General features: G+C 42.3%; 25 protein-coding genes. 2 read left to right on the plus strand and 23 right to left on the minus strand.

Annotated elements, in window-relative coordinates:
• Genes L1267_RS02990 through ccmA form a run of 3 tightly spaced genes read right to left on the minus strand, consistent with a single transcriptional unit; the run spans position 1 to position 2,046 of the window.
• Positions 1-738, minus strand: a complete 738-nt coding sequence (locus L1267_RS02990) for a heme ABC transporter permease (protein ID WP_135923889.1) — start codon at positions 736-738, stop codon at positions 1-3.
• 1 nt (position 739) lies between these two features.
• On the minus strand, positions 740-1,426 hold the full coding sequence (gene ccmB, locus L1267_RS02995) for a heme exporter protein CcmB (protein ID WP_135923888.1): 687 nt from the start codon (positions 1,424-1,426) through the stop codon (positions 740-742).
• Complete coding sequence (ccmA, locus tag L1267_RS03000) at positions 1,426-2,046, minus strand: cytochrome c biogenesis heme-transporting ATPase CcmA (protein ID WP_135923887.1); 621 nt, start codon at positions 2,044-2,046, stop codon at positions 1,426-1,428. Before ccmA ends, ccmB begins: the two co-directional genes overlap by 1 nt.
• A 102-nt stretch (positions 2,047-2,148) precedes the next feature.
• On the opposite strand from ccmA, the gene fliK reads away from it, so the two are divergent.
• Positions 2,149-4,782 (plus strand): flagellar hook-length control protein FliK, encoded by a 2,634-nt coding sequence (gene fliK / locus L1267_RS03005; RefSeq protein ID WP_235382068.1) that lies wholly within the window; start codon positions 2,149-2,151, stop codon positions 4,780-4,782.
• A 5-nt stretch (positions 4,783-4,787) separates the two neighbouring features.
• Positions 4,788-5,096 carry an EscU/YscU/HrcU family type III secretion system export apparatus switch protein gene (locus L1267_RS03010; protein ID WP_135923886.1) on the plus strand — a complete coding sequence of 103 codons (309 nt, stop codon included), beginning with the start codon at positions 4,788-4,790 and terminating at the stop codon, positions 5,094-5,096.
• Positions 5,097-5,126: 30 nt separating this feature from the next.
• On the opposite strand, the gene L1267_RS03015 is transcribed toward L1267_RS03010, so the two are convergent.
• The 20 genes from L1267_RS03015 to fliN all read right to left on the minus strand — a co-directional run bounded on the left by L1267_RS03015 (position 5,127) and on the right by fliN (position 23,065).
• Complete coding sequence (locus L1267_RS03015) at positions 5,127-5,531, minus strand: DUF2802 domain-containing protein (RefSeq protein WP_135923880.1); 405 nt, start codon at positions 5,529-5,531, stop codon at positions 5,127-5,129.
• 15 nt (positions 5,532-5,546) lie between these two features.
• Positions 5,547-6,044: a chemotaxis protein CheW gene (locus tag L1267_RS03020; protein ID WP_054553251.1), complete on the minus strand. Its 498-nt coding sequence runs from the start codon at positions 6,042-6,044 to the stop codon at positions 5,547-5,549.
• 21 nt (positions 6,045-6,065) lie between these two features.
• Positions 6,066-6,824, minus strand: a complete 759-nt coding sequence (locus L1267_RS03025) for a chemotaxis protein CheW (protein WP_199527888.1) — start codon at positions 6,822-6,824, stop codon at positions 6,066-6,068.
• Between the two features lie 2 nt (positions 6,825-6,826).
• Positions 6,827-7,597 carry a ParA family protein gene (locus L1267_RS03030; RefSeq protein WP_135923878.1) on the minus strand — a complete coding sequence of 257 codons (771 nt, stop codon included), beginning with the start codon at positions 7,595-7,597 and terminating at the stop codon, positions 6,827-6,829.
• A gap of 11 nt (positions 7,598-7,608) precedes the next feature.
• Complete coding sequence (locus L1267_RS03035) at positions 7,609-8,568, minus strand: flagellar motor protein MotB (protein ID WP_135923877.1); 960 nt, start codon at positions 8,566-8,568, stop codon at positions 7,609-7,611.
• Positions 8,569-8,572: 4 nt separating this feature from the next.
• Complete coding sequence (locus L1267_RS03040) at positions 8,573-9,337, minus strand: flagellar motor protein (protein ID WP_135923876.1); 765 nt, start codon at positions 9,335-9,337, stop codon at positions 8,573-8,575.
• On the minus strand, positions 9,330-10,469 hold the full coding sequence (locus L1267_RS03045) for a protein-glutamate methylesterase/protein-glutamine glutaminase (RefSeq protein ID WP_235382069.1): 1,140 nt from the start codon (positions 10,467-10,469) through the stop codon (positions 9,330-9,332). The genes L1267_RS03040 and L1267_RS03045 overlap by 8 nt, the downstream gene beginning before the upstream one ends.
• Before the next feature lie 63 nt (positions 10,470-10,532).
• A complete protein-coding gene (locus tag L1267_RS03050; protein WP_235382070.1) occupies positions 10,533-12,809 on the minus strand; it encodes a chemotaxis protein CheA in 2,277 nt (758 codons plus the stop codon).
• 15 nt (positions 12,810-12,824) lie between these two features.
• Positions 12,825-13,592 (minus strand): protein phosphatase CheZ, encoded by a 768-nt coding sequence (locus L1267_RS03055; RefSeq protein ID WP_138557430.1) that lies wholly within the window; start codon positions 13,590-13,592, stop codon positions 12,825-12,827.
• 17 nt (positions 13,593-13,609) lie between these two features.
• Complete coding sequence (gene cheY / locus L1267_RS03060) at positions 13,610-13,993, minus strand: chemotaxis response regulator CheY (RefSeq protein ID WP_016708035.1); 384 nt, start codon at positions 13,991-13,993, stop codon at positions 13,610-13,612.
• A 40-nt stretch (positions 13,994-14,033) separates the two neighbouring features.
• Positions 14,034-14,744: an RNA polymerase sigma factor FliA gene (locus tag L1267_RS03065; RefSeq protein ID WP_135926251.1), complete on the minus strand. Its 711-nt coding sequence runs from the start codon at positions 14,742-14,744 to the stop codon at positions 14,034-14,036.
• 26 nt (positions 14,745-14,770) lie between these two features.
• A complete protein-coding gene (locus tag L1267_RS03070) occupies positions 14,771-15,631 on the minus strand; it encodes a MinD/ParA family ATP-binding protein (RefSeq protein ID WP_135923872.1) in 861 nt (286 codons plus the stop codon).
• On the minus strand, positions 15,624-17,105 hold the full coding sequence (flhF, locus tag L1267_RS03075; RefSeq protein ID WP_135923871.1) for a flagellar biosynthesis protein FlhF: 1,482 nt from the start codon (positions 17,103-17,105) through the stop codon (positions 15,624-15,626). Before flhF ends, L1267_RS03070 begins: the two co-directional genes overlap by 8 nt.
• Positions 17,106-17,125: 20 nt before the next feature.
• Positions 17,126-19,237, minus strand: a complete 2,112-nt coding sequence (gene flhA / locus L1267_RS03080) for a flagellar biosynthesis protein FlhA (protein ID WP_235382071.1) — start codon at positions 19,235-19,237, stop codon at positions 17,126-17,128.
• Between the two features lie 71 nt (positions 19,238-19,308).
• Positions 19,309-20,439, minus strand: a complete 1,131-nt coding sequence (gene flhB / locus L1267_RS03085; protein WP_135923869.1) for a flagellar biosynthesis protein FlhB — start codon at positions 20,437-20,439, stop codon at positions 19,309-19,311.
• A 9-nt stretch (positions 20,440-20,448) separates the two neighbouring features.
• The gene (fliR, locus tag L1267_RS03090; protein WP_135923868.1) at positions 20,449-21,228 is read right to left on the minus strand and encodes a flagellar biosynthetic protein FliR; all 780 of its coding nucleotides are present in this window, start codon (positions 21,226-21,228) and stop codon (positions 20,449-20,451) included.
• Positions 21,229-21,498 carry a flagellar biosynthesis protein FliQ gene (gene fliQ / locus L1267_RS03095; protein ID WP_054553264.1) on the minus strand — a complete coding sequence of 90 codons (270 nt, stop codon included), beginning with the start codon at positions 21,496-21,498 and terminating at the stop codon, positions 21,229-21,231.
• A gap of 40 nt (positions 21,499-21,538) precedes the next feature.
• Positions 21,539-22,279, minus strand: coding sequence for a flagellar type III secretion system pore protein FliP (gene fliP / locus L1267_RS03100; protein ID WP_135923867.1), 741 nt, complete (start codon positions 22,277-22,279; stop codon positions 21,539-21,541).
• A gap of 4 nt (positions 22,280-22,283) precedes the next feature.
• Complete coding sequence (gene fliO, locus L1267_RS03105; RefSeq protein WP_135923866.1) at positions 22,284-22,667, minus strand: flagellar biosynthetic protein FliO; 384 nt, start codon at positions 22,665-22,667, stop codon at positions 22,284-22,286.
• Positions 22,664-23,065 carry a flagellar motor switch protein FliN gene (gene fliN / locus L1267_RS03110; RefSeq protein WP_135923865.1) on the minus strand — a complete coding sequence of 134 codons (402 nt, stop codon included), beginning with the start codon at positions 23,063-23,065 and terminating at the stop codon, positions 22,664-22,666. The genes fliO and fliN overlap by 4 nt, the downstream gene beginning before the upstream one ends.
• Positions 23,066-23,080 lie beyond the last annotated feature (15 nt).

Consider the following 23,080-nt stretch of genomic DNA (forward strand, 5'->3'; position numbering starts at 1 on the left):
TTAACCTCGCTCAAGCATATCACGCACCCAAGGGCGGTGCTTTTCACGTTGTAAAATTTCGTTCTTAAGACGTATTAACGTCACCGTACCGACGAACGCTGCGAATGCCACAATATTCACCATCAGTGGCCAAAACATGCTTGGATCAATGGCTTTAGTATCAAACTTTGTAATGGTTGCACCTTGATGCAAGGTATTCCACCACTCAACCGAGAAGTGAATAATCGGTAAATTGATCACCCCGACAATCGCTAAAATACAGGCTGCCCGACCCGCCGCTTTTTTATCTTCAAAAGCATGATAAAGCGATAACACACCAAGGTATAAAAATAACAGAATGAGCTCAGAGGTTAGGCGTGCATCCCACACCCACCAAGCGCCCCACATAGGTTTACCCCATGCAGCACCGGTAATTAATGCTATCGCTGTCACACATGCCCCAACAGGTGCAATTGCAATCACTGCGAGTTCTGCATTACGTAATTGCCATACTAGTGCGATCACTGCAGCAATCGCCATAGAAGAGTAAGCGCCCATAGATAAAATAGCTGAAGGCACATGGATAAAAATAATTCGGTAGCTGTCTTTTTGTTGGTAATCGGCTGGGGCATAAGCAAGCCCCCAGACCCATCCAACAATCATACAGACCACCGTAACGACGGCGAAATAAGGCAGTAAGGTGTTACACAATTGGTAAGCACGATCTGCTTTTGCGTAGGGATGTAACCACTTCCACATATTAACTTACACTCACTTTCAATGCTGACGATATGGCAATTGGCGCCGCTATAATCGCTACGATTAGCATGGCACCAAGAATTGCAAGCTGTCCGCTATAGGCAAGCTCCATAGAGCTGGTATCGATAGCCGAGGTTGCAAAAATTAGTACAGGGATATACAAAGGCAAAACAAGTAAACTCATTAAAATGCCACCTTTTTGTAATCCCACAGTCAGTCCAGCACCAATGGCGCCAATGAAACTCAGCAATGGCGTCCCTAACAATAACGTCAGAACGGTTGCTAACAGCGCTGAACTTTCTAAATTCAATAATAAAGCAAATACCGGAGTCATAAGCACAAGAGGCAGCCCCGTAATCACCCAATGAGCCGCAACTTTAGCAAGAACGGTCAGTGGTAATGGGTATGCCGAAGCGATTAACTGCTCTAATGTTCCGTCGTGATAATCATCACGAAATAACTTATCTAAACCTAACATGGTCGAGAGTAATGCTGCGACCCAAATAATGCCTGGCGCCATACGAGCAAGTAGACCGGGCTCAGGGCCAATTGCTAACGGAAAAAGTGTAATTACAATAAGAAAAAACAAGATAGGGTTAACGATTTCAGCACGCTGACGAAACGCTAATTTAAGATCTTTAGAAAAAACCGCAGAGAATAGTTGCCAATACGAGTGCTGCTTTACCATCAGTGGCGATACTCCAAAGTCACTGTTTTAAGGTCACTAAAATGTGCCGTTAAATCTTGGTGGGTGGTTAATAAAATAGCTCCACCCGCATTAAGATGCTCAACAAATCGCTCTTGCAAAAACGCCACCCCACTTTTATCAAGCGCAGTAAAAGGCTCATCTAATATCCACAGTTTGGCGTTATTTAACCAAAGACGAACCAATGCAACACGACGCTGTTGTCCTGCTGATAACATGCGCACAGGTACGTCTTCAAGACCCACTAGACCTATCTTAGCTAAGACCGGATATAAGTCTTGCTTGCTATCATAGCCGTTTATTTTCAGCCAAAAAGCAAGGTTCTCAAGTGCCGTAAGTTGACTATTTACACCTGTCTTATGACCGATAAATAATAACTCATCAGCAAATTCATCATAGTATTTTGCGATAGAACGTTGTTGCCATAATACCTCACCTTCATCAGGCATAGCGAAACCTGCGATAATACGCAATAATGATGTTTTACCAGCCCCATTTGGACCAGCTAACTGCATAATTTGCCCAGATTTTAAGCTGAAATTAAGATCCGCAAACAAACAACGATCTTGCTTGATGCAGGTGACGGCCTTAATGTGTAACAAGATGACGATTCTCTATACCCAAAATTAGGCGTTAGTCTACCATAATGATAGGGTAATACGAATATTGCTTTAAAACGATTAACTTATATTTGATCTAAAATAATGAATAAACAAAGCCAGTTGACTCTCAGCACCCAGCTTAATATTGACCCTAAAAGTATTAGCAGTGCTTCACAACATTCATCAAGCGAGGCACTAAAAATGCTCGCTGATCAGAGTCTAACTGCCCGTAATATCGTGATTAGCAAACACAGTGTGCAGATGGATGTATTAATCAACAATGCATGGCAAACATTGCGTTTATCTACTGAGCAAGAAAATCCCAAAACTGAACGATTCTTATCGGCAAACATCCAATTAAGTAATGATGGCAAAGGGCTCACTATTACACCTCTGCCTATCACAATTACACTGGGTAAAAGTCAGCAAATGCAAGCACTTCTTAACTTGTTCACACAGGGGAATGCAAATACAAACATGCCCTACCCGGCAACTATTGCCAGCAATCAGCCAATATTGCAACTGCCATCACTAAAAACAGAGTTTGCCCTTAACAACACCTTGGCAACACTGTTAAAAACTGAAGCGCCACTCAAAGCAATCTTGTTGCCAGCTACAAATCAGCAAAATAGTTTTAACTTAAACATCATTAATCGCTTTGGGGATTCACTGCATCAACAAAGTGTTAGCCAACAAAAAGTCGCTGATTTAGTCGCTAAACTAGTCCCAGAAATAGACTTAAAACTCACCGGCCAACAGCTACAATTGAGTTTAGCAACCAAACAAAATAGCGAGTTAACGCTGCCACTTGCAGCAATCCCCCCAAAACAAGCAAAACAAATTCAAGCGCATTGGCAATTTAATCCTCATACGCTAAAACTGCTATCACAGCGCGTAAAAGAGACCATTGAACTTGTCAACAAAGCGCCTATACAACATTTGTTATTAAAAAACTCACTCTCAGATACATTTACACATGCTCTTAAAAGCCAACCACTTGACAGTAAGACAACGCCTTTGGCTCCATCAAGTAGTAATGATTCACCAATACGCTCTTGGTTAAAAGACAGTTTTGCCGATTTGAAAACCCGTATTAGTGATGCAGTGCGTTACTTTGAGCGTTTACCAGCAACAACAAAATCAACAGCTAACTTATCTGTTAGTCAAACGCCGGGCATAAGCAACAGTGTAAGCCAGCTAGGGTATAATGCTAAACAAATCAATATAATTAAGCTCGCGTCTTTAGACCCAAATTGGTCGAGGTTAATGCACCCTAACTCGCCTTTAAAACAACAGCCGGGCCCACTTTTGCCTACCATCAATAACAATGTGCAGTTGCCCGCCACAAAGTCTGCTGGCGAACAACCTATGTTGCCTGTCAGCTTTAATAAGTCGGCGCCGCTAATTCAATTGTTTCAGCAACTTAAAGTAAGTCTTGAACCATTAATAAATACGCCCGCAATCAATGACAAAGCAGCACTCATTAGTAGCGCTCAAATAGCCGAAAAGCCTCCTACAACTTCAGCGGCAAATGCTATAAATAAGGCGAACTCTATACCCGCTCAAGCTTCAAACATCGCCACTAATATTGATAACGCAGTATCGAAAGACAATCCAGCGCTTGCAACTAAGGCGATTAAACAAACTGTGAGTGGTGATCAGTTGCAATCCTTAGCGAGAATAAAGGGCGTAATTACAGAGCAAACGACAAATCATTTAAAAGTTAAAGCGGAACTGCCTGCATCAATAACAAATCAGGTTTCTTCTCTCGCTCCTTTTTTAGCAGCAAAAGAGCCTAATTTACGCCAACCCCTACTCGCTATTAGGCCTATTGAAGCTGCACTAATAGCCAAGTTAGTGCCAATGCCACAGAGTCAAAAGCCCACAAGCACGCCACTACCTGTGCAGTTGAGTGAAAAGTTAGTCGCTCTTAGTGAGCAAAGTACGTCTTCTTCTGTTGATCTAAATAGGTTAGTTAATCAAGCATTTAACCGCATGATTTCAAGTCAAAACATACACCCAGCAACGATCGAGCGTGAACTACTAAGTATACTTAGACCAGCATCTTTAACACCACAAAACCAACAAGCAAGTTTTAATCAAGGTCTAGAGCAACTAGCAGTAACCGCTTTGGCTGCACCTATTATTAATCAGGCCCCCACTAATTTAAACTTTAACAACCAAACAGGTCTTGATGCTTTATTGCAAGTGCTAGTACCCAATTTTAAAGCCGTTAATGGCAGTAAGTTACTGGAGCAATTACAACAACCCAATTTGCAAGCCTTAGCGGGTGAGTTAAGCCAAGTAAAGAATACTCTCACGCAAGTACAAACGACGCCGATAAACCAACAGCAAGATAGTAACCCGCTTGCACAATTTTTCTTACCGATGAAACTCCCAGCAGAGGCAGGGCAAACAGAAATCAGCTTAGGCCAATATAAAAAGCCGAGCAAAAACAAGCTTGAAAGTAAAAATGTATGGTTTGTTAGGCTAAACTTTGACTATGCGCAGCTTGGTAAATTACAAGTTACCGCAGAGGTTATGGACACAGCGGTAGATTGCCAATTATTAGCCTCTTCACAAGAGGTCACGGCTCTTGCACATCCGCATTTAGAAACGCTGCGTCATAAGCTAGCAAGCCATGGTCTAAATGTTGGTGAGCTTAATTTGCAACAAGGTACGCCAAGTCATCAAGCCTTTTACAAGTCACATGCGATTATTAACATCAAGGTCTAAATTTTATGAGCGAACAATATCAACATAAATCTGCTATTGGCCTACTTTACGAAGCGGGCAGTTCGCCACGAGTAACCAGTAAAGGCTTTGGTGAACTTGCTGACGAAATTGTTAAACTTGCCGAACAAAAAGGCATTTTAATACATCAAGACGCTGACTTAGCACAAACCTTATCGCACCTTGAGTTAGGTGAAGAAATACCAAAAGAGCTTTACTATGTCATTGCTGAATTAATTGCATTTTCGTATGTATTGCGTGGTAAATTTCCACCGGGTTGGCAAGATTTTCAGGGTAAGCTCAACATTCAAGCTTAGGGCTTAGAAGTGTTCCAATAAAAAAGCGCCTCATTGGGCGCCTTTTTGTTTATGAAGAGACATAAGAAGTTCAGCTTCGGCTCTGGGTAACTCGCATTCACGAATTATTTCTTCTAAATCAGCACCTAGCTCAACCATTTTAACCGCTCGCGAATAGATTTTCGCATTCGGGTCATCATATTTTTGTGCGTCTTGTAGTTGCTCAAGTTCTCTACTTTTTTCTTCAACAGCTACAACACGTTTGCCAATACTGAGCATTCCCGCACGCATTTCTGCAACTTCACTGCGTAATATACTCAATTGTTGTTGAGCATCTTGCAGCTGTTTTTGCTTAGCCTGAATTGCGGCAGCTTGTTTATTGTTATTGACAAAAATAAGCCCCAAACACACTAAAACTAGTAAGATTGAGGCACCAAACAAAGAGTATAACAGCATATAGTTTCCAAGCGTTTATAGTGCGCTCAGCTCGTCCCACTCATCGTCATTTAAAAGCTTGTTAAGGTCTACCAAGATCAATAACTCACCATCACGGTTTGATACACCTTGAATAAACTTAGCACTTTCTTCTGTGCCAATATTTGGCGCACTGTCAATTTCTGAGCTGCGTAAGTAAACCACTTCAGCGACACTATCAACTAAAATACCAATAACTTGTTTTTCAGCTTCGATGATGACAATACGTGAGTTGTCGGTAACTTCTGCGCCCATCAAACCAAAACGTGCACGGGTGTCGATCACTGTTACAACATTACCGCGAAGGTTAATAATACCCAACACATACGAAGGTGCGCCTGGAACAGGAGCAATCTCGGTATAGCGAAGCACCTCTTGTACTTGCATTACGTTAATGCCGTACGTTTCTTCTTCAAGCTTAAAGGTTACCCACTGTAACACTTCATCGTTGCTATCAGCATTTTTATTAGCTGACAGTAGTCTTTCTTCACTCATGCTATTACTCCGTAAAAATAGTTACTGCTCACGGCTGTCTAAGCCCTGCTCTAGCAATTGATATAAATTTTCAACGTCAATCAAGGCGCACATTTTCTCTTTGATAACACCGGCTAACCATGGCCGCTTACCTGATTTTGCTCGCCATTTTACATCTTCTTTTTGAAGCGTAATATTATTTACGAGCTTTTCTGCCAATAATCCCCATTGACTATCACCTAAAGTGATTAAATACTGATAATTTAATGCTTGTTCTAATCTTTCATCATATTTTTCTGGCATAACCCAACGTGCAGTATCAACAACATTGAGCTTTTCATCTCGGTTAAGCATTACGCCTTTAAACCATTTTGGTTTACCAAACAATTGGTTAACCTCTGTCAGTTGATGAATTCCCCCTAATGCTTTTAGTGGTACTGCTAAGGTTAAACCTGCAACTTCAAAAAACAGTGCCTGAAACTCGCCATCAAAGTAATCTTCTTGGCGCTCAGACGATGTCTTAGCAATAATATCTGCATTAGATTCTGCAACTATATCTTTGATATTAGCTTGGTTCTCGGTTTTCTCAAGCTCTTTAGTTGACTCAACACTCGGTAAAGGCGGTTCAGCAGCAATTACTGTGGAGGTAATCTTTTCTTCTTGCTTTTGTTCAGGCTCATTAACCTGCTCGAGTAATTTAGCTACGGGTTCAAGATTCTGCTCGCTAGGTTCATCTTCACACAGCAAAGCACCCAAATATTGGGTCATCACTTTTTCATTAGCAAATAAATGCTTACTCATCATTAACCTTGTGCAACTAAATAATCAAGCAAGGCGCGATAGGCAAATACACCTCGAGAACGAGGGCAAAATTGAATCGGCACTTGTTGTGCTAAACTAGCATCTCTAAATTTTGTATCGACTGGGACAACACCCGACCATACTTTGTCTTTGTAATTATCCTGCAGAGTTTTATACGCTTCAAGTGATGCTTTAGTCCGTTTGTCGTACATTGTAGGAATAATAGTATATTGATACTGCTTTGACTGCGATGTTTGCATTAATTCCATCGTCCGCATCATTCGGTCAAGGCCTTTAAGAGCCAAAAACTCAGTCTGTACTGGCACCAAAATACGCTCACTGGCTGCCAAGGCGTTAACCATCAACACCCCTAGTACTGGTGGGCAGTCAATAATTGCATAGTCATAATGGTCACTAATTTTTGCCAGCGCTTTCTTAAGAATTAAGCCCATACCATTCTTATTACCCATGCTTCTATCAAGTGTCGCAATTGCCATAGTGGCAGGTAAAATATCAAGGTTTTCTAATGTTGAAGGGCATAACGCTTGCAAAATTTCTTCACTTGCCATGCTGTTGCCGCGTGCAAAAATATCATACACGCTAACCTCAAGCTCTTCAGAATCAATACCAAAATAATAAGTTAAAGATGCATGTGGATCGGTATCAATAAGTAAAACACGCTTACCTTGTAATGCAAGAATACCCGCAAGGCTGACAGCTGTTGTTGTTTTCCCTACGCCACCTTTTTGATTTGCTACTGTCCAAACTTTCACATCACACCTTATTATTGTTCATTGCGCGTGGTTATTCGAATGCCACCATGAGGTAATTGAATCACTTTAATGGTGTTATCATTGCTTGGCAACTCAATTTCAGGAGCTTGTTGCTGCGGCTTTTCAGTGTCTTCATCACTAGGGGTTGTCGGTTCTGGTGGTAAACCATATTTAGAAAGCGCAACCACCACTTTACGGTTTTCAGCTCGGCCTTGTTCTGTATCGTTACTCGCAAACGGTGAATATTGTCCGTAGCCTTCAATCGCCATACGTGCAGGGTTGATACCTAAGTTTTCAAGTTCAACTAGCACAGAAGTGGCACGTGCAACCGACAATTCCCAGTTAGAACGAAACATTTCATTGCGAATACCTTCGTTATCGGTATAACCACGTACACGAATATAGTTATCTACAGGGGCAATTATATCTTTGACTAAGCTTACAACTTGCTTGGCTCGTTGCTGAGCCACCGCACTTCCAGAAGAGAACAGCATACCCGAACTCAATTCTATAATTAGCCAATCTTGATGTAACTCAAGACTTGCCTCACCATCGCGAATTTCATCTATCAGTGCAGACTGTAACTTGGTAAGAAGGCTATCGAGTGGTTTACCTAGGTGCTTCTTATCAATATTACTGGTCTCACTTTGCCCATCAAGTAGCTCTGGGCCTTGTTCATCTTTACGGATGCTTTCTCCGTATAAAATATCATTTTCGGGACTGACTCGGTCAGTCAAAATACCCGTGCCGTTGACACCTGTTCCAACTTGCTGCTGCTGACGGGCTGATTTTTCAAAAACTTGTTCAAGAGAATCTGAGAGGATTTGGAAATCTTCATTTTTACTAATTGCGATCGCGTACATCACCACAAAAAACGCAAACATAATAGTCATATAATCTGCGTATGAAACCAACCAACGTTCAGTATGCTGACTTTTTTGAGTGTTTTGACGCAAGCGACGGCGCAACATGATATTACTCGTCAACTAAACTTGGGCGATCAACACGGTACGCCTCAAGTTTAAGTTCAATATTTAGTGGGCTTTCGCCTTGAGAGATTGCAATAATACCTTCAGCAAGTAACTCATGATAAAGCATTTTTTGTTCAATTTGCTGCTTCAGCTTGTTCGCCATAGGTAAAAACAACAGATTTGCTAAGCCAACACCATAAATGGTAGCGATAAAGGCGGTTGCTACACCAGCACCTAGTTTTTCAGGATCAGTAATAAATTGCATTGCTTGTATTAGGCCTAATACGGCACCTAAAATACCGATTGTCGGGCTGTAACCCCCCATCGCTTCATACACTCTGCTAACTTCAAGCAAGCGCTCACGTTCAAGCATTAAGTCGATTTCTAGCGTATCTCTAAGTCTATTCTCATCAATACCGTCGACTAATAAGTTCAACCCTTTTGCCGCGTAGGGGTCTGAATGAGCAAGTGCTTCAGACTCTAATGATAAATAGCCCTCTTGCCTCGCTTTATGTGACCAGCGTTTTACTTGCTCAATGGCGGCGTCGATATCATGATATGGAGGAAAAAAAACCCAATGACTAATTTTAAGTGTTTTTGCAAAAACACTGCCTGGGGTTTGGAGCATCACCGCACCTAAGGTACCGCCAAGTACGATAACTAGCGCAGGCCCGTTGAATAAGGCTGTTACCACTCCTCCTTCTAGCGCATAACCAAAGGCAATTGCGCTGACAGCAACGATTAAACCAAGAAAGGAAAGCTTATCCACAGCCAGTCTCTCGCGTTAAACGAGCCGCAACATCATTTAATGCAAGACTTTCACTGGCAAGGCCTGCATTAGCAACAGCTTGAGGCATACCATATACGACACTCGTTTTTTCGTCTTGAGCCCAAATTGTCGCACCTGCTTGCTTGAGCATGCGGGCACCATCTCGGCCATCAGCCCCCATTCCCGTTAACACGACAGCTAATACATCTGCCCCGTACGCTTTGGCTGCACTGGCAAAAGTAACATCTACACTTGGTTTATAAGTAATACGAGGACTACCGTCTTCAAACACGCGTAGCGTACGTGAGCTGCCACGTCCTTCTACCAGCATTTGCTGACCGCCCGGAGCTAAATAAGCTGTGCCAGCAACCAGTTTATCGCCTTGCTGTGCTTCTTTTACGTTAATTTTACACAAGCCGTTTAGCCGTGCTGCAAATGCCGGAGTAAACGCCGCAGGCATATGTTGGATAAGTAAAATAGGATGCGGAAAATTAGCAGGTAATTGCGTCAAAATAGTTTGCAATGCCACAGGGCCACCCGTTGACGTACCAATTGCGACCAACTGATATTGTTTACCAGAAGCCCGAATGTTACTTGCTGCAGATGGCGATGAAGAGCCCGCAGTCGGTGTTGAACGACTAAAACTGCGATCTGGCTGTACAATACCGCTGCTGCGTGAACTGGTAGAAGTTGACGGTCTTACAACAGGTGCTGGGCGGGTAAATCGAGAGATTCTACGACGGCCAATCTCTTTTACTTTATTTTGTAATAATGCAATTGCATCTTCATTATTACGTGCAATGTCTTCAAATTTCTTTGGTAAGAAATCAAGCGCACCGGCATCTAATGCATCAAGAGTGGCTGTTGCACCATCACGAGTAAGCGATGAAAACATTAAAATAGGCGTGGGTGTGGCTGCCATAATTTCTTTAACGGCACTTATGCCATCAAGTACAGGCATTTCCACATCCATGGTAATTACATCAGGCTTTAGTTCTCGGGCCTTATCAACCGCTTCGCGCCCATTTACTGCAAACCCTATTACCTGAATATTGCTGTCTTGCTCTAATATTTCGCTCACTCTACGGCGAAAAAAGCTTGAATCATCAACAACTAATACTTTGACTGCCATTGGCACTCTCTTGTTATTTATCGTATTTAATGCAGCCTATTGGCTGCAAATTACTATTTCTTATTAGCCAACGTAGTGCTTGAGCATACTCGGTACATCTAAAATTAACGCAATGCCACCATCTGATGTGATTGTTGCACCAGCCATACCAGGTGTACCTTGAAGTAATGCATCAAGAGGTTTAATTACGACCTCTTCTTGACCAATCAATGAGTCAACAACAAACCCTACTTGCTTGGTACCAATTTGCACAATCACCACGTGACCTTCTGCTTTTCGCTCTTGGCGGTTGGCTCCTTTCACTAACCAGTGTTGTAAATAGAAAAGCGGAATCGCTTTTTTACGCACAATAATTGTTAGCTGACCATCAACAACGTTAGTTTTAGTTAAATCAAGATGGAAAATTTCGCTAACACCTGCAAGTGGTAATGCGAAAGTTTGCTCACCAACCACAACCATAAGGGTCGGTAAGATAGCCAGTGTTAATGGCACCTTGATTTCAAGCGCAGTACCTACTCCCAATTCTGATTGGATATTAACCGAGCCATTAAGCTGGGTGATCTTCGTTTTTACTACATCCATGCCTACACCACGGCCTGAAATGTCAGAGATCTCTTCTTTCGTTGAGAAACCCGGTGCAAAAATTAGATTATAAGCCTCGGTGTCAGATAAACGACTTGCTTGATCATGGTCAATAACCCCTTTGCTAATCGCTATTTTCTTCAGCTTTTCAGCATCCATACCTGCACCATCATCACGAATGGTCAGTAAGATATGGTCACCTTCTTGAGATGCCGATAAAGTAACAGTACCTGTGCGAGGTTTACCCGCAGCTTCACGCACTTCTGGCATTTCAATACCATGGTCAACAGAGTTACGCACTAAGTGCACCAATGGATCTGCTAACGCTTCTACAAGGTTTTTATCTAAATCTGTTTCTTCACCAACCAGCTGCAGATTAATATCTTTTTTCAAGCTACGTGCTAAGTCTCGTACTACGCGAGGGAAGCGACCAAATACCTTTTTAATTGGTTGCATGCGGGTTTTCATAACCGCACCTTGCAAGTCTGCTGTAACCACATCAAGGTTTGAAATAGCTTTGCCCATTGACTCACTGTTTGTGTTATTAGCAAGGCTCACTAATCGATTGCGCACTAATACAAGCTCGCCCACCATGTTCATAATTTCATCTAGGCGTTTTGTATCAACACGTACAGTGGTTTCGGCCTGAGGTGGCGGCGCTTTTTTCGGTGCAGCAGCAGACTCAGGCGCTTTAGCTGGTGCAGGAGTCGCTTTACTTGGTGCTGCTGGTTTACTCGGTGCAGCTTGTTGTGGCGCAGCTTTAGCAACAGGTTTCTCTGCTTGCGTTGGTTTCTTTGGCTCTACGTTCGGTGCGGCTGTTGGGGTGCTTTCAAGTGACTTTGGTGCACTCCCTTTGCCATGTAATTCGTCAAGTAATGCTTCAAATTCATCATCACTGATCTCGTCATCACCATCACTACTTACACTGGTGGTGCTAGGAACAGCAGGTTTTGGAGCTTCAGGTTGAGGGGTATCGGGTTGTTTAACTTCACCAAAACTTCCCACACCATGAAGTTCGTCTAATAAGCTATCAAACTCATCGTCGGTAATGTCATCACTATCATTGCTGCTTGAATCGAGAGTTGCAGCTGCAGGTCCTTGACCTTTACCATGTAACTCATCAAGTAAACTTTCAAATTCGTCTTCAGTGATTTCATCAATATTCTGTGAAGCACTCTCTTGGGCTAAACCACCACCATCAAATAGCATATCAAAAGCAAACGGGTCGCTTTCATCAATATTATCAGTGTTTATGTCGGCTGTTACATCAGTGGTATCAACAACAGGTTCTTCTACTACTGGCTCTTCAGGTGCAGGGGTTGTGTCTTCAATAACACTTGTGTCTTCTCCTGCAAGCTCTTCTGCTGTTGGTGGCTGACTTAACTTATGAAGTACATCAAGTAGAGCAGGATCGGCAGGCTCTGGTTGCTCACGATTTTGAATAGTTGAGAACATTTCGTTGATGGTATCAAGAGCTTGAAGAATAACATCCATTAATTCAGGTGTTACACTACGCACACCTTGGCGAAGTAAATCGAAGACATTTTCTGCACCATGACAAGCGTCAACAAGCTCTGTCATACTCAAGAAACCTGCCCCACCTTTTACAGTGTGGAAACCTCTAAAAATTGCGTTAAGTAAGTCTTTGTCTTCTGGGTTGTTCTCAAGCTGAACCAATTGTTCTGACAAAAGCTCTAGAATTTCCCCTGCTTCAACAAGGAAATCCTGTAAAATATCTTCATCGACTTCAAAGCTCATGCAGTTACTCTCCTCTTAGAAGCCCAAACTTGATAATAGGTCATCAACTTCATCTTGTCCTGAGACAACATCATCACGTGACTCTGCATCAATAATTGGCCCTTCAGGACCTGCTAGCGTATCGCTTGTTGCAGGTGCTTGTTCTGTGGCCTGTTTTTCTTGTTTTTGCTGACCATCTTCTTGACTGCCGAATACAGTTAAGAGATTAATTAAACTGTCTTCAACTTCTCGTACTAGTTCAATAACACGGCGAATTACCTGACCAGTTAAATCTTGGTAGTCTTGTGCCATAAGCACATTGGTCATCAAGCCTTGTAATTCATCAGTTTTAGCATGAGAGTTGTTCATGAACTTATCTAAGCTATGGCATAAGGTTTTAAACTCACCAAGCTCAATTTCTCGGTTCATCAATCGATCCCACGTGGGCTTGATTGTTGCAATTTCATCAGCAAGTTGTTGTGCAATAGGTAAACTTGCCTCAACAGCATCCATGGTTTTATTTGCTGCATTTTCTGTCATTTCCATGACATAGTTTAATCGCTGTTTAGCGTCGGGTATCGCATCGGTAGTTAAATCGGCGAGACGAGTATCAAGATCAAAGTTCTTTAACGCTTCATGCAGTTGACGCGTCAATTTACCGACTTCGGCAAACAACTCTGATTGTTCTTTTGATGCGGCTTCAAGAATTAGCTTATCTGCCTTTTCTTGTTCACCTTTTTCAAGATACTCAACAAGTTGACGAGCTTGCTCTAAACTTATATGAGGCGCAGCAGGTGCTGACATAAGCCTCTCCCCTTAGATTAACCTAAACGTTCAAACACTTTTTCCAATTTGGTTTTAAGTGTCGCAGCAGTAAATGGTTTAACAATGTAGCCATTAACACCTGCTTGAGCAGCAGCAACAATTTGTTCTTTTTTCGCTTCAGCTGTTACCATTAAAACAGGAATGTGTTTAAGGCTATCATCGGCACGTATAGCACGTAACAAGTCAATACCTTGCATGCCAGGCATATTCCAATCTGTTACAACAAAATCAAATTCTTGATTTTGTAGCATTGGTAATGCTGTTGAACCATCATCAGCTTCCTGCACATTGGTAAAACCTAAATCCCTTAATAGATTTTTAATGATACGTCTCATTGTAGAAAAATCGTCAACAACAAGAATCTTCATGTTTTTATCCAAAACATCCTCCGGTGAGGTTTGAACCTATATTTACTTACTACTAATTAATCCAGTCATTGATTTTTGCTTTGAGCTTAATCATCGCCTGACCATGTATTTGACTCACACGCGACTCGCTAACATCGAGTATGTGTCCTATTTCTTTCAAGTTCATTTCATCGTTGTAATACAAAGACAAAACAAGGGCATCTCTTTCTGGTAACGATTGGATAGCCGTTAATAGAGACTGGTTAAACCGCTCATTTTTAACGTTATTAAACGGTTTGTCTAGTGCTAAATCATGACCCATTGGTGTTATTACGTCTTCATCAACACCTAAATCCTCGATACCTAATACTTTACTAGAATTAACGTCATGTAGAATATGATGGTACTCATCTAGTGTAATATCAAGTTTTTCAGCAACTTCTGTGTCTTTGGGCTCGCGGTTTAGGGTACTTTCTAATTCAGCAATTGTTTCTGCGACTAGACGTGCATTTCGATGCACAGAGCGTGGTGCCCAATCGCCTCGACGGATTTCATCAAGCATTGCACCGCGAATTCTGATACCTGCAAAGGTTTCAAAACTTGCACCTTTACTAGCGTCGAAGTTTTTTGACGCCTCAATAAGGCCGATCATGCCTGACTGAATTAAATCATCGAGCTGAACACTAGCAGGTAAACGAGCAATCAAATGACACGCCACTTTTTTGACTAAAGAGGCGTGCTTTTCAACAATCGCATTTAAATTCTGTGCTGATTGATATCCCATCGCTTTATTCACCGATGTTGTCATAGTTAGCCGTTTACTAGTTTCTCAATAAAAAATTCTAAGTGACCAGACGGTTGGTTAGGGATCGGCCACTTAACTGCTTTCGTTGCTAATGTTTTAAACGCCACCGCTGCTGGTGAGTTTGGAAATAACTCAACGATAACCTTTTGACGTCGCGTAGATTTACGCATATTTTCGTCATAGGGAATCGTTGCGACTAATTCCATAGAAACATCTAAAAAACGATCCGTTACTTTTGAAAGTTTAGCAAATAATTCTTGCCCTTCACGCATGCTACGCACCATGTTGGCAACAATTTTAAATTTATATACACCATGCTCTCGGCTTAACACTTTAATAAGCGCGTAGGCATCTGTAATTGAGGTAGGTTCATCACATACAACCACAACGACATCTTGTGCTGCACGTGAAAAGCTTAATACCATGTCCGAAATACCTGCGGCGGTATCGACAATTAAAATATCAAACTCGGTGTTTAATTCGCTAAAAGCGCGAATAAGGCCTGCATGCTCAGAAGGAGTTAACTCCACCATGCTTTGCGAGCCAGACGTTGCTGGCACAATTTTAATACCAGCAGGGCCTTCTACAAGAATTTCATCAAGCTCACATTCGCCAGATAAAACATGAGATAAATTACGTTCAACACGTAAACCAAGCATCACGTCGCAGTTTGCCAATCCTAAATCGGCATCCAATACTAATACGCGGTTTCCTTGCTGACCTAATGCAATTGCAGTGTTGAGTGATACATTCGTTTTGCCCACACCACCTTTGCCGCCAGTAACAGCGATAACTTTAACGCCACTATTATTATTTTGATTCATTTTGCGCAGGCCGCTTGCTTGATCTAATACTGTGTTAATCATACATCCCTACTGTGTTCGACGCTACTGCTTGACGTCGTGAATGTTGTGCTTTTGCTCGTTTTAAATACAATTGTTCAGCTTTTTTCACTAGTTTTTCAGCATTCGCTACGCGAATATCTTCTGGAACACGCTGACCATTAGTAAGATACCCTATTGGCAGGCGATTTTGAATCGCTATGCTAATAATCTCACCTAAACTCAACGATTCATCCAATTTAGTGAAGATACAGCCACTTAGCTGAACCTTTTTAAAGTGTCTTACGGTTTCTTGTAGCACATTAATTTGTGCTGTAGCACTCAACACTAAATAACTACGAATATCAACTCGCTGATTACGCATTAAGGTATTAAGTTGCTCAGTTAAGCGTAAATCACGTTGGCTCATACCTGCAGTGTCTATTAATACTAGACGCTTATTTCGTAAATGGTATAGCACTTCAGCCAATTCATTGGCATCTTTTACTTGCTTCACACCACAACCAATAATACGGCCATAAGTTGCAAGTTGCTCGTAGGCACCAATACGGTAAGTATCAGTCGTGATAAGCGCCACTTTATCGGCACCATATTTTTGTGCACCAAGTGCTGCGAGTTTTGCAACAGTGGTTGTTTTACCAACACCTGTAGGGCCAACTAAAGCGAATACACCACCTTGACGCAGGATTTCGTTATTCGTTGTATGCATTTGGTTTTCAACCATTTGCAGAAGTGCTTGCCAAGCTTGTTGACGTGATACATCGTCAGGAATAAAACAGGCCATTTGCTCTGCAACGTCACGCTCAATACCCATACCAGCTAAACGGTCAATCATACACGCACGAGTCGGATCGCGACGCGCCATATCTTGTTGCATTAAGCCTGATACTTGATGTTCAAGTAATTGACGAATGGCATTCATTTCTTCGCGCATTGTCGCAATTTCAGATTGGTTTGCCGGCGCTGCTTGTTTGCGCTCTGTAGGTGTATCAAGATCATCAAACCCTGAGTCTAAGTCATCATCAAAACCTAAACTGTGCGCTTGTGTTTGCATACGTGGAGCAGCTTGCTCTTGATAGCGTGGTTTTGGAGCATATTCAGGACGAGGTTGATCATAACTTTGCTCTTTAGGTTGATAGTGTTCACTCGTATCAATACCTGACTGACTGAACATTGACGCCAGCTCTGGCGAACGAGGGCGTGGGGCTTGACGCTCTAGTAACGCTTGTAAGCTATCGGCAACTTTTGCTTGCGGCTCAGGCTTGGCACGCATTGGCTCAGGTTTGACGAAGTTATGCTGTGGCGCAGGTGCTGATTGCACTGGCGCTGGGTTTGCTTCTGCTTTCGGGGCTGCTTTGTCATAATCAACAGCTGCAACGATTTCAACGCCGTTGGCTAGCTTTTTGTTTGACATAATTACCGCATCAACACCTAACTCGTCTTTCACTTCCTTGAGTGCTGTACGCATATCTTTGGCAAAAAAACGTTTAATTTTCATGGTTCAACCCCTTTACTATCCTATTGTTGGCCTACTGAGCTGACAATCTTAATCTGTCTTTCGTCTGGTACCTCTTGGTAAGACATCACCCTTAAACCTGGGATGGTGTACTTAACGAAGCGAGATAACACAGTACGTAACATTCCTGACGTTAACAGTATCGAAGGTTCACCGGCCATTTCTTGGTTTTGATGCGCTTCGTTCAATGATTGTTGAAGTCGCTCTGCAAGGCCTGGCTCAATTCCGGCACCTTCGTCACCTGCATTCTGAAGTGACTGATGCAACATCTGTTCCAACTCAGGCGCCAAGGTTATGACAGGGATTTCTGAAGACATACCAACGGCGTCTTGAACAATTAGTCTGCGCAGTGAAATTCGCACTGCAGCCGTTAGTACATCAGGGTCTTGGCTACGTGGGCCATATTCAACAAGGGTCTGTACAATTGAGCGCATATCGCGAATTGCCACCCCTTCGTTTAGTAAATTTTGTAGCACTTTTACGATTGTTGTGAGTGGTAATACGTCAGGAACCAGTCCTTCAACCAAACGAGGATGACTCTTCGCTAACATATCTAATAAGTTTTGCACTTCTTCATGGCCAAGTAGTAACGCTGCACTGTTAGTAAGTAACTGACTAATATGAGTCGCAACAACAGTTGCTGAGTCGACTACGGTGTAGCCTAATGATTGCGCTTCATCTTTTTGATCTGGTTTGATCCATACCGCATCTAAACCAAATGCAGGGTCTTTAGTAGCCACGCCTTTGATTGGGCCAAATACTTGACCAGGATTGATCGCGAGCTCATCGCCATGCTTAAGCTCGCCCTCGCCGCTTGAAACACCCATCATCGTGATTCTGTAAGCGTTAGGGTCAAGTTCTAAGTTATCGCGAATGTGCACAGGAGGCACCAAGAAGCCAAGCTCCTGAGACAGCTTTTTACGCACACCTTTGATACGATTTAACAGTTCACCACCTTGAGATTGGTCAACAAGTGGAATTAAGCGATAACCTACTTCTAAACCAATCACATCAACTTGCTGTACATCATCCCAGCCAAGTTCTTTTTGTTCTTGTTTGTTAGCAACACCCGTACCCGGTGCACCGCCATTAGCTTCTTGCTCTGCTTTCTCAGCTGCAGCTTTAAGTTTTTGCTGTTGCGTGTAATACGCTAAATAACCTAACAATGCACCTAAGCTTAAAAATGCAATATGTGGCATGCCCGGTACTAAGCCCATAATGATTAGGATACCAGAGGCAATGAATAACGATTTTTCATTACCCAATTGCGTTTTAAACTGATCGCCCATGTTGTGCGATTCATTTTGACGGGTTACAACAATCGCGGTGCCGATTGATAATAATAGCGAAGGTAATTGCGCAACAAGACCATCACCAATGGTTAGAAGAGTGTAAACTTCCATTGCTCGACCAAAAGTAAGATCATGCTGGATCATACCAACAAATAAACCACCAACAATGTTAATAACCAAGATGACAATACCAGCAATCGCATCACCTTTTACGAATTTACTCGCACCATCCATCGAGCCATAGAAATCGGCTTCGCGAGTTACTTCTTCACGGCGTTCACGGGCTTGTTCAGCACTAATGAAACCAGCGTTTAAGTCAGCATCAATTGCCATTTGTTTACCTGGCATTGCGTCAAGGGTGAAACGAGCTGACACTTCAGAAATACGGCCAGCACCTTTAGTGATAACCACAAAGTTAATGATGATAAGAATAAGGAAGACGACTAAACCAACCGCATAGTTACCACCGATAACCACCGAGCCAAAGGCCTCGATTACTTTACCCGCAGCGTCCCCACCATTATGACCTTCAAGCAATACCACACGGGTACTGGCTACATTCAGTGCTAAGCGCATGATGGTTGCAATCAGAAGTACCGCTGGGAACATACCAAACTCAAGCGGTTTCATGGTGTACACAGTAACAAGTAACACCACTAGAGCTAACGCGATATTAAACGAAAAAAGAATATCTAAAAGAAATGGAGGCAGGGGTAAAATAACCATACCCAAGGCTGCAAGTACCAGCAGTGGCGTACCGACACCCTTAGCATATTCTTTTTTATCTCTGTTAAGTTGTTGTAATACCGCTTTAAATTCCATAATTCAACAATTTCAAAAAATTGACACTACACGGAATTTGCAATAACTATTCCAAGTTATATGGCTAGGAATTAATATTTGTAACCATCTGGAATCGGTAACTTTTTGTCGAGTGGAACAGGCCGTTTACCACGCCCTTTTTGGAAGCGTTTTAACTGGAATACATAAGCGAGAACCTGAGCAACTGCAGTGAACAGCTGATCCGGAATTTGCTGGCCCACATCGGTGGTGTGATAAAGCGCACGAGTAAGCATTGGAGACTCAACAATAGGCACATCGTTTCCTTTACCAACCTTACGAATTTGCATAGCAAGTTCATCAACCCCTTTAGCAAGCACAATAGGCGCTCCGGCTTTGGCTGTATCATATTTTAGCGCCACAGAGTAATGAGTCGGGTTGGTAACAATAACATCGGCATCGGGGACATCTTGCATCATGCGCCTTTGCGACATTTCACGCTGTGTACGGCGAATACGCGCTTTAATTTGTGGGTCACCCTCTGAGTTTTTGTATTCGTCTTTTACTTCTTGTAGGGTCATTTTCAGCTCTTTATGATGCTTGTGGCTTTGATATGGAGCATCAATCGCTGCGATGATTATCAATGTGCAGGTCAATCCTAAAAACATCCAAGAGAGGATCTCAAGCGCATGAATAAAATTACTGGGTGCGCTTTCTTGGCTCAAATGAAGTATTTCATCAAAAAAGGTATTAATTAAAAACACCGCAAAGCCTGCAACCACTGCAAACTTCAAAATGGATTTAACAAGCTCTACGCCAGCTTGAGGGCCAAGCATACGTTTAATACCTTTCGCAGGCGACATTTTACTCGCTTTTGGTGCTGCGGCTTCCCAGCTAAAATTAAATCCGCCTAGCAAGGTATTTCCTATAAAACCAGCAATGACAATGATAAAAACGAACATCGCCATAGGGAAAATCAACGCATCAGCAACAATTCCCCACACAGAGAACATTTTAGTTGTGTCGTAGGTTTCATTGCGATTCAGGCTCAATAATCGGCCCATAATGTTGTACAAACCTTTGCCGATTTCAGGACCATAAATTAGTAACGAAATTGCTGAGAAAATAAGTACAAACATAGTGCCGAGCTCTTTTGAGCGCGCTACTTGGCCTTTTTTCTTGGCATCTTCTATTTTTTTCCCGGTGGGTTCTTCGGTTTTTTCTTGACCTGAATCTTCAGCCATGGCTCGCTCCTAAGGTGTACAACCAACAAGGCTGCACATTAACTCAACCATTTTTAACCACTGAAACTCAAACTGAGTCATAAAGTTACCAAGCGTTGCCCAAATAATCACAAGCCCAGCAACAAGAGTAAACGGGAAACCTATAGAAAAGATATTAAGTTGCGGTGCTGCACGGGTCATTACACCAAACGACATGTTAATAACCAGCATAGCTGTTAGTGGTGCCAAGGCAAGTACTAAGGCTGTGGTAAACATCCAACCGCCCCAAGTAACGATATCCCAGTAATGATCCACTGCCCACCAATTACCATCGATTGGCAATACCTCAAAGCTATGAATAACCATTTGAATCATCATCAAATGACCGTTAAACACAAAGAACAGCAAAGTAGCCAAAATGAGATAAAACTGGCCCACTGCTGGAACATTCATACCGTTTGACGGGTCAACGACCGACGCAAAACCAAGACCGGTTTGCATTGCTAGTATTTGTCCGGCAAGAACAAAGGTATTGAGCAGTAAGACTGAAGCAAAGCCAATCGCAACACCAATCAGCATTTGCTGTATCACGACTAATATCATTTCAAATGAGAAAAGATTATTAAAGCTTGCCTGCGGCAACATAGGTACAGCAACAAACGTTACTACAATAGCTAAACCTAGTTTAATTCGTGTGGGAACGTTTTTCGCGCCAAGACCAGCCATAATCATGATCATTGAGCTTATGCGGACCAACGGCAGTAGAAAATCACTGAGCCATTGAATTATGACTGCAAATGGAAACTCCATTTAGCCTGCAATCTCCGGTATCGACATCACTAAACGCGTAAAGTAATCCATAAGCTCTTGAGTAAACCAATGGCCCCCGATAATAAGTGCACTTATGGTAATTAACAAACGCGGTAAGAAGCTTAAGGTTTGCTCATTGATTGATGTTGCCGCTTGGAAAACTGCCACTACAAGACCAACTAATAAGCCTGGCACCACGATTGCTGACACTAACTTTATGACTAAAAACAGCGCGTCACTGAGTATATCGACAAAAATTTCTGGTTCCATTTTGTCTCTCCTACCTAATTATGTGCTTGTAATTGCATGGCTACACCCCAAGCCCAAAGCTCTTCGCCAATGTGCCCATCACAAGGCTCCAACCATCTACTAGCACAAACAGCATAATCTTAAAGGGTAAGGACACAATCATAGGTGAGAGCATCATCATACCCATGGCCATTAATACCGAGGCGACAACTAAATCAACTATCAAAAACGGGATGAAGAACATAAAACCAATGATAAAGGCCGTTTGCAATTCGCTGGTAACAAACGCAGGAATTAAAACAATTAGCGGGGTATCTTCTGGTGAATCTAATTTATCGTAGCCGGCAATTTTTGCGAAGGTTTCTAAATCTTTTATGCGAACTTGCGAGAGCATAAAAGCTTTCATTGGCTCTTTTGCAAGCTCCAATGCTTGTGTAGAAGTAACCTGTTCATTTAAATAAGGCTCAATTGCACGTTCGTTTACCTGCTGATAGATAGGAGCCATTATAAAAATACTTAAGAACAGTGACATACCAAGCAATATCTGATTCGATGGAGTTTGTTGTAAACCAATAGCCTGACGCAAAATAGCAAGTACAACTATGATACGTGTAAATGAGGTCATCATGATGACTGCGGCAGGAATGAAGCTCAGCGCAGTCATAATCGCTAACACTTGCAGCGTTACCGAGTAATCTTGCGAGCCATCAGGGTTAGTGGTGATAGTGAGCGCTTCGACACCTTCTGCATTGACGGAAGGTAAAAACAACACACTTGCTAAAATAACGAGCCACTTGATCATAGCGTTAATTCTTTTTATTAGAAGGTGATTGTGGGTTTAATAGTTTGCCAAATCGTTTTGCTAGTTCTGGCAATTCTTTTTCTTTTAAGGGTGTTTCAAGCTTATGTAAGTAATTAATACTGTGAGGTGTCACACCAATTAAGTGTTGAGCGTTATCTATTTCAATTACCATTAATCGCTCACGTGAGCCTAACGGTAAACTTCGGACAACTTTAAACTCATCACTGTTAGCGAGATTCGGATTAAGCTTTTTTACAAAAAAGGCTAATCCAATAATAACAACCAACACCAAAAGCAAAGACATCACCATAGACAGAAGATCTGCCGTCGGTGATGCCGTTGGAAACACAGTGCTCGACGCACTCGATAAAGCGATAAGTGCGTTCATCGTAACTTTTTAATACGCTCTACTTGGCTAATCACATCCGTTAAGCGAATACCAAACTTGTCGTTTACAACGACCACTTCACCATGCGCAATTAGCGTACCATTAACCAACACATCAAGCGGTTCACCTGCAACCCGATCAAGTTCAACCACAGAACCTTGGTTTAATTGCAATAAGTTACGAATATTGATTTTTGAACGACCGACCTCCATCGAAATAGTCACCGGAATGTCTAAGATGGTATCAAGCTTTCGTTTTTCGTCACTTGAGAGCTCATGCCTTTCATCTTTTAATTCATCAAGCTCTGCCACAGAAGCATCACTTGTGGCATTTTCGGCTTCCTCAGCTTCGGCTAAGGCCGCAGCCCATTCGTCCATTGTATCTTGATCATCACTCATTATATTTAACCTTAT

The organism is Pseudoalteromonas sp. OFAV1 (genome assembly GCF_021532595.1).
Taxonomy (GTDB): domain Bacteria; phylum Pseudomonadota; class Gammaproteobacteria; order Enterobacterales; family Alteromonadaceae; genus Pseudoalteromonas; species Pseudoalteromonas lipolytica_C.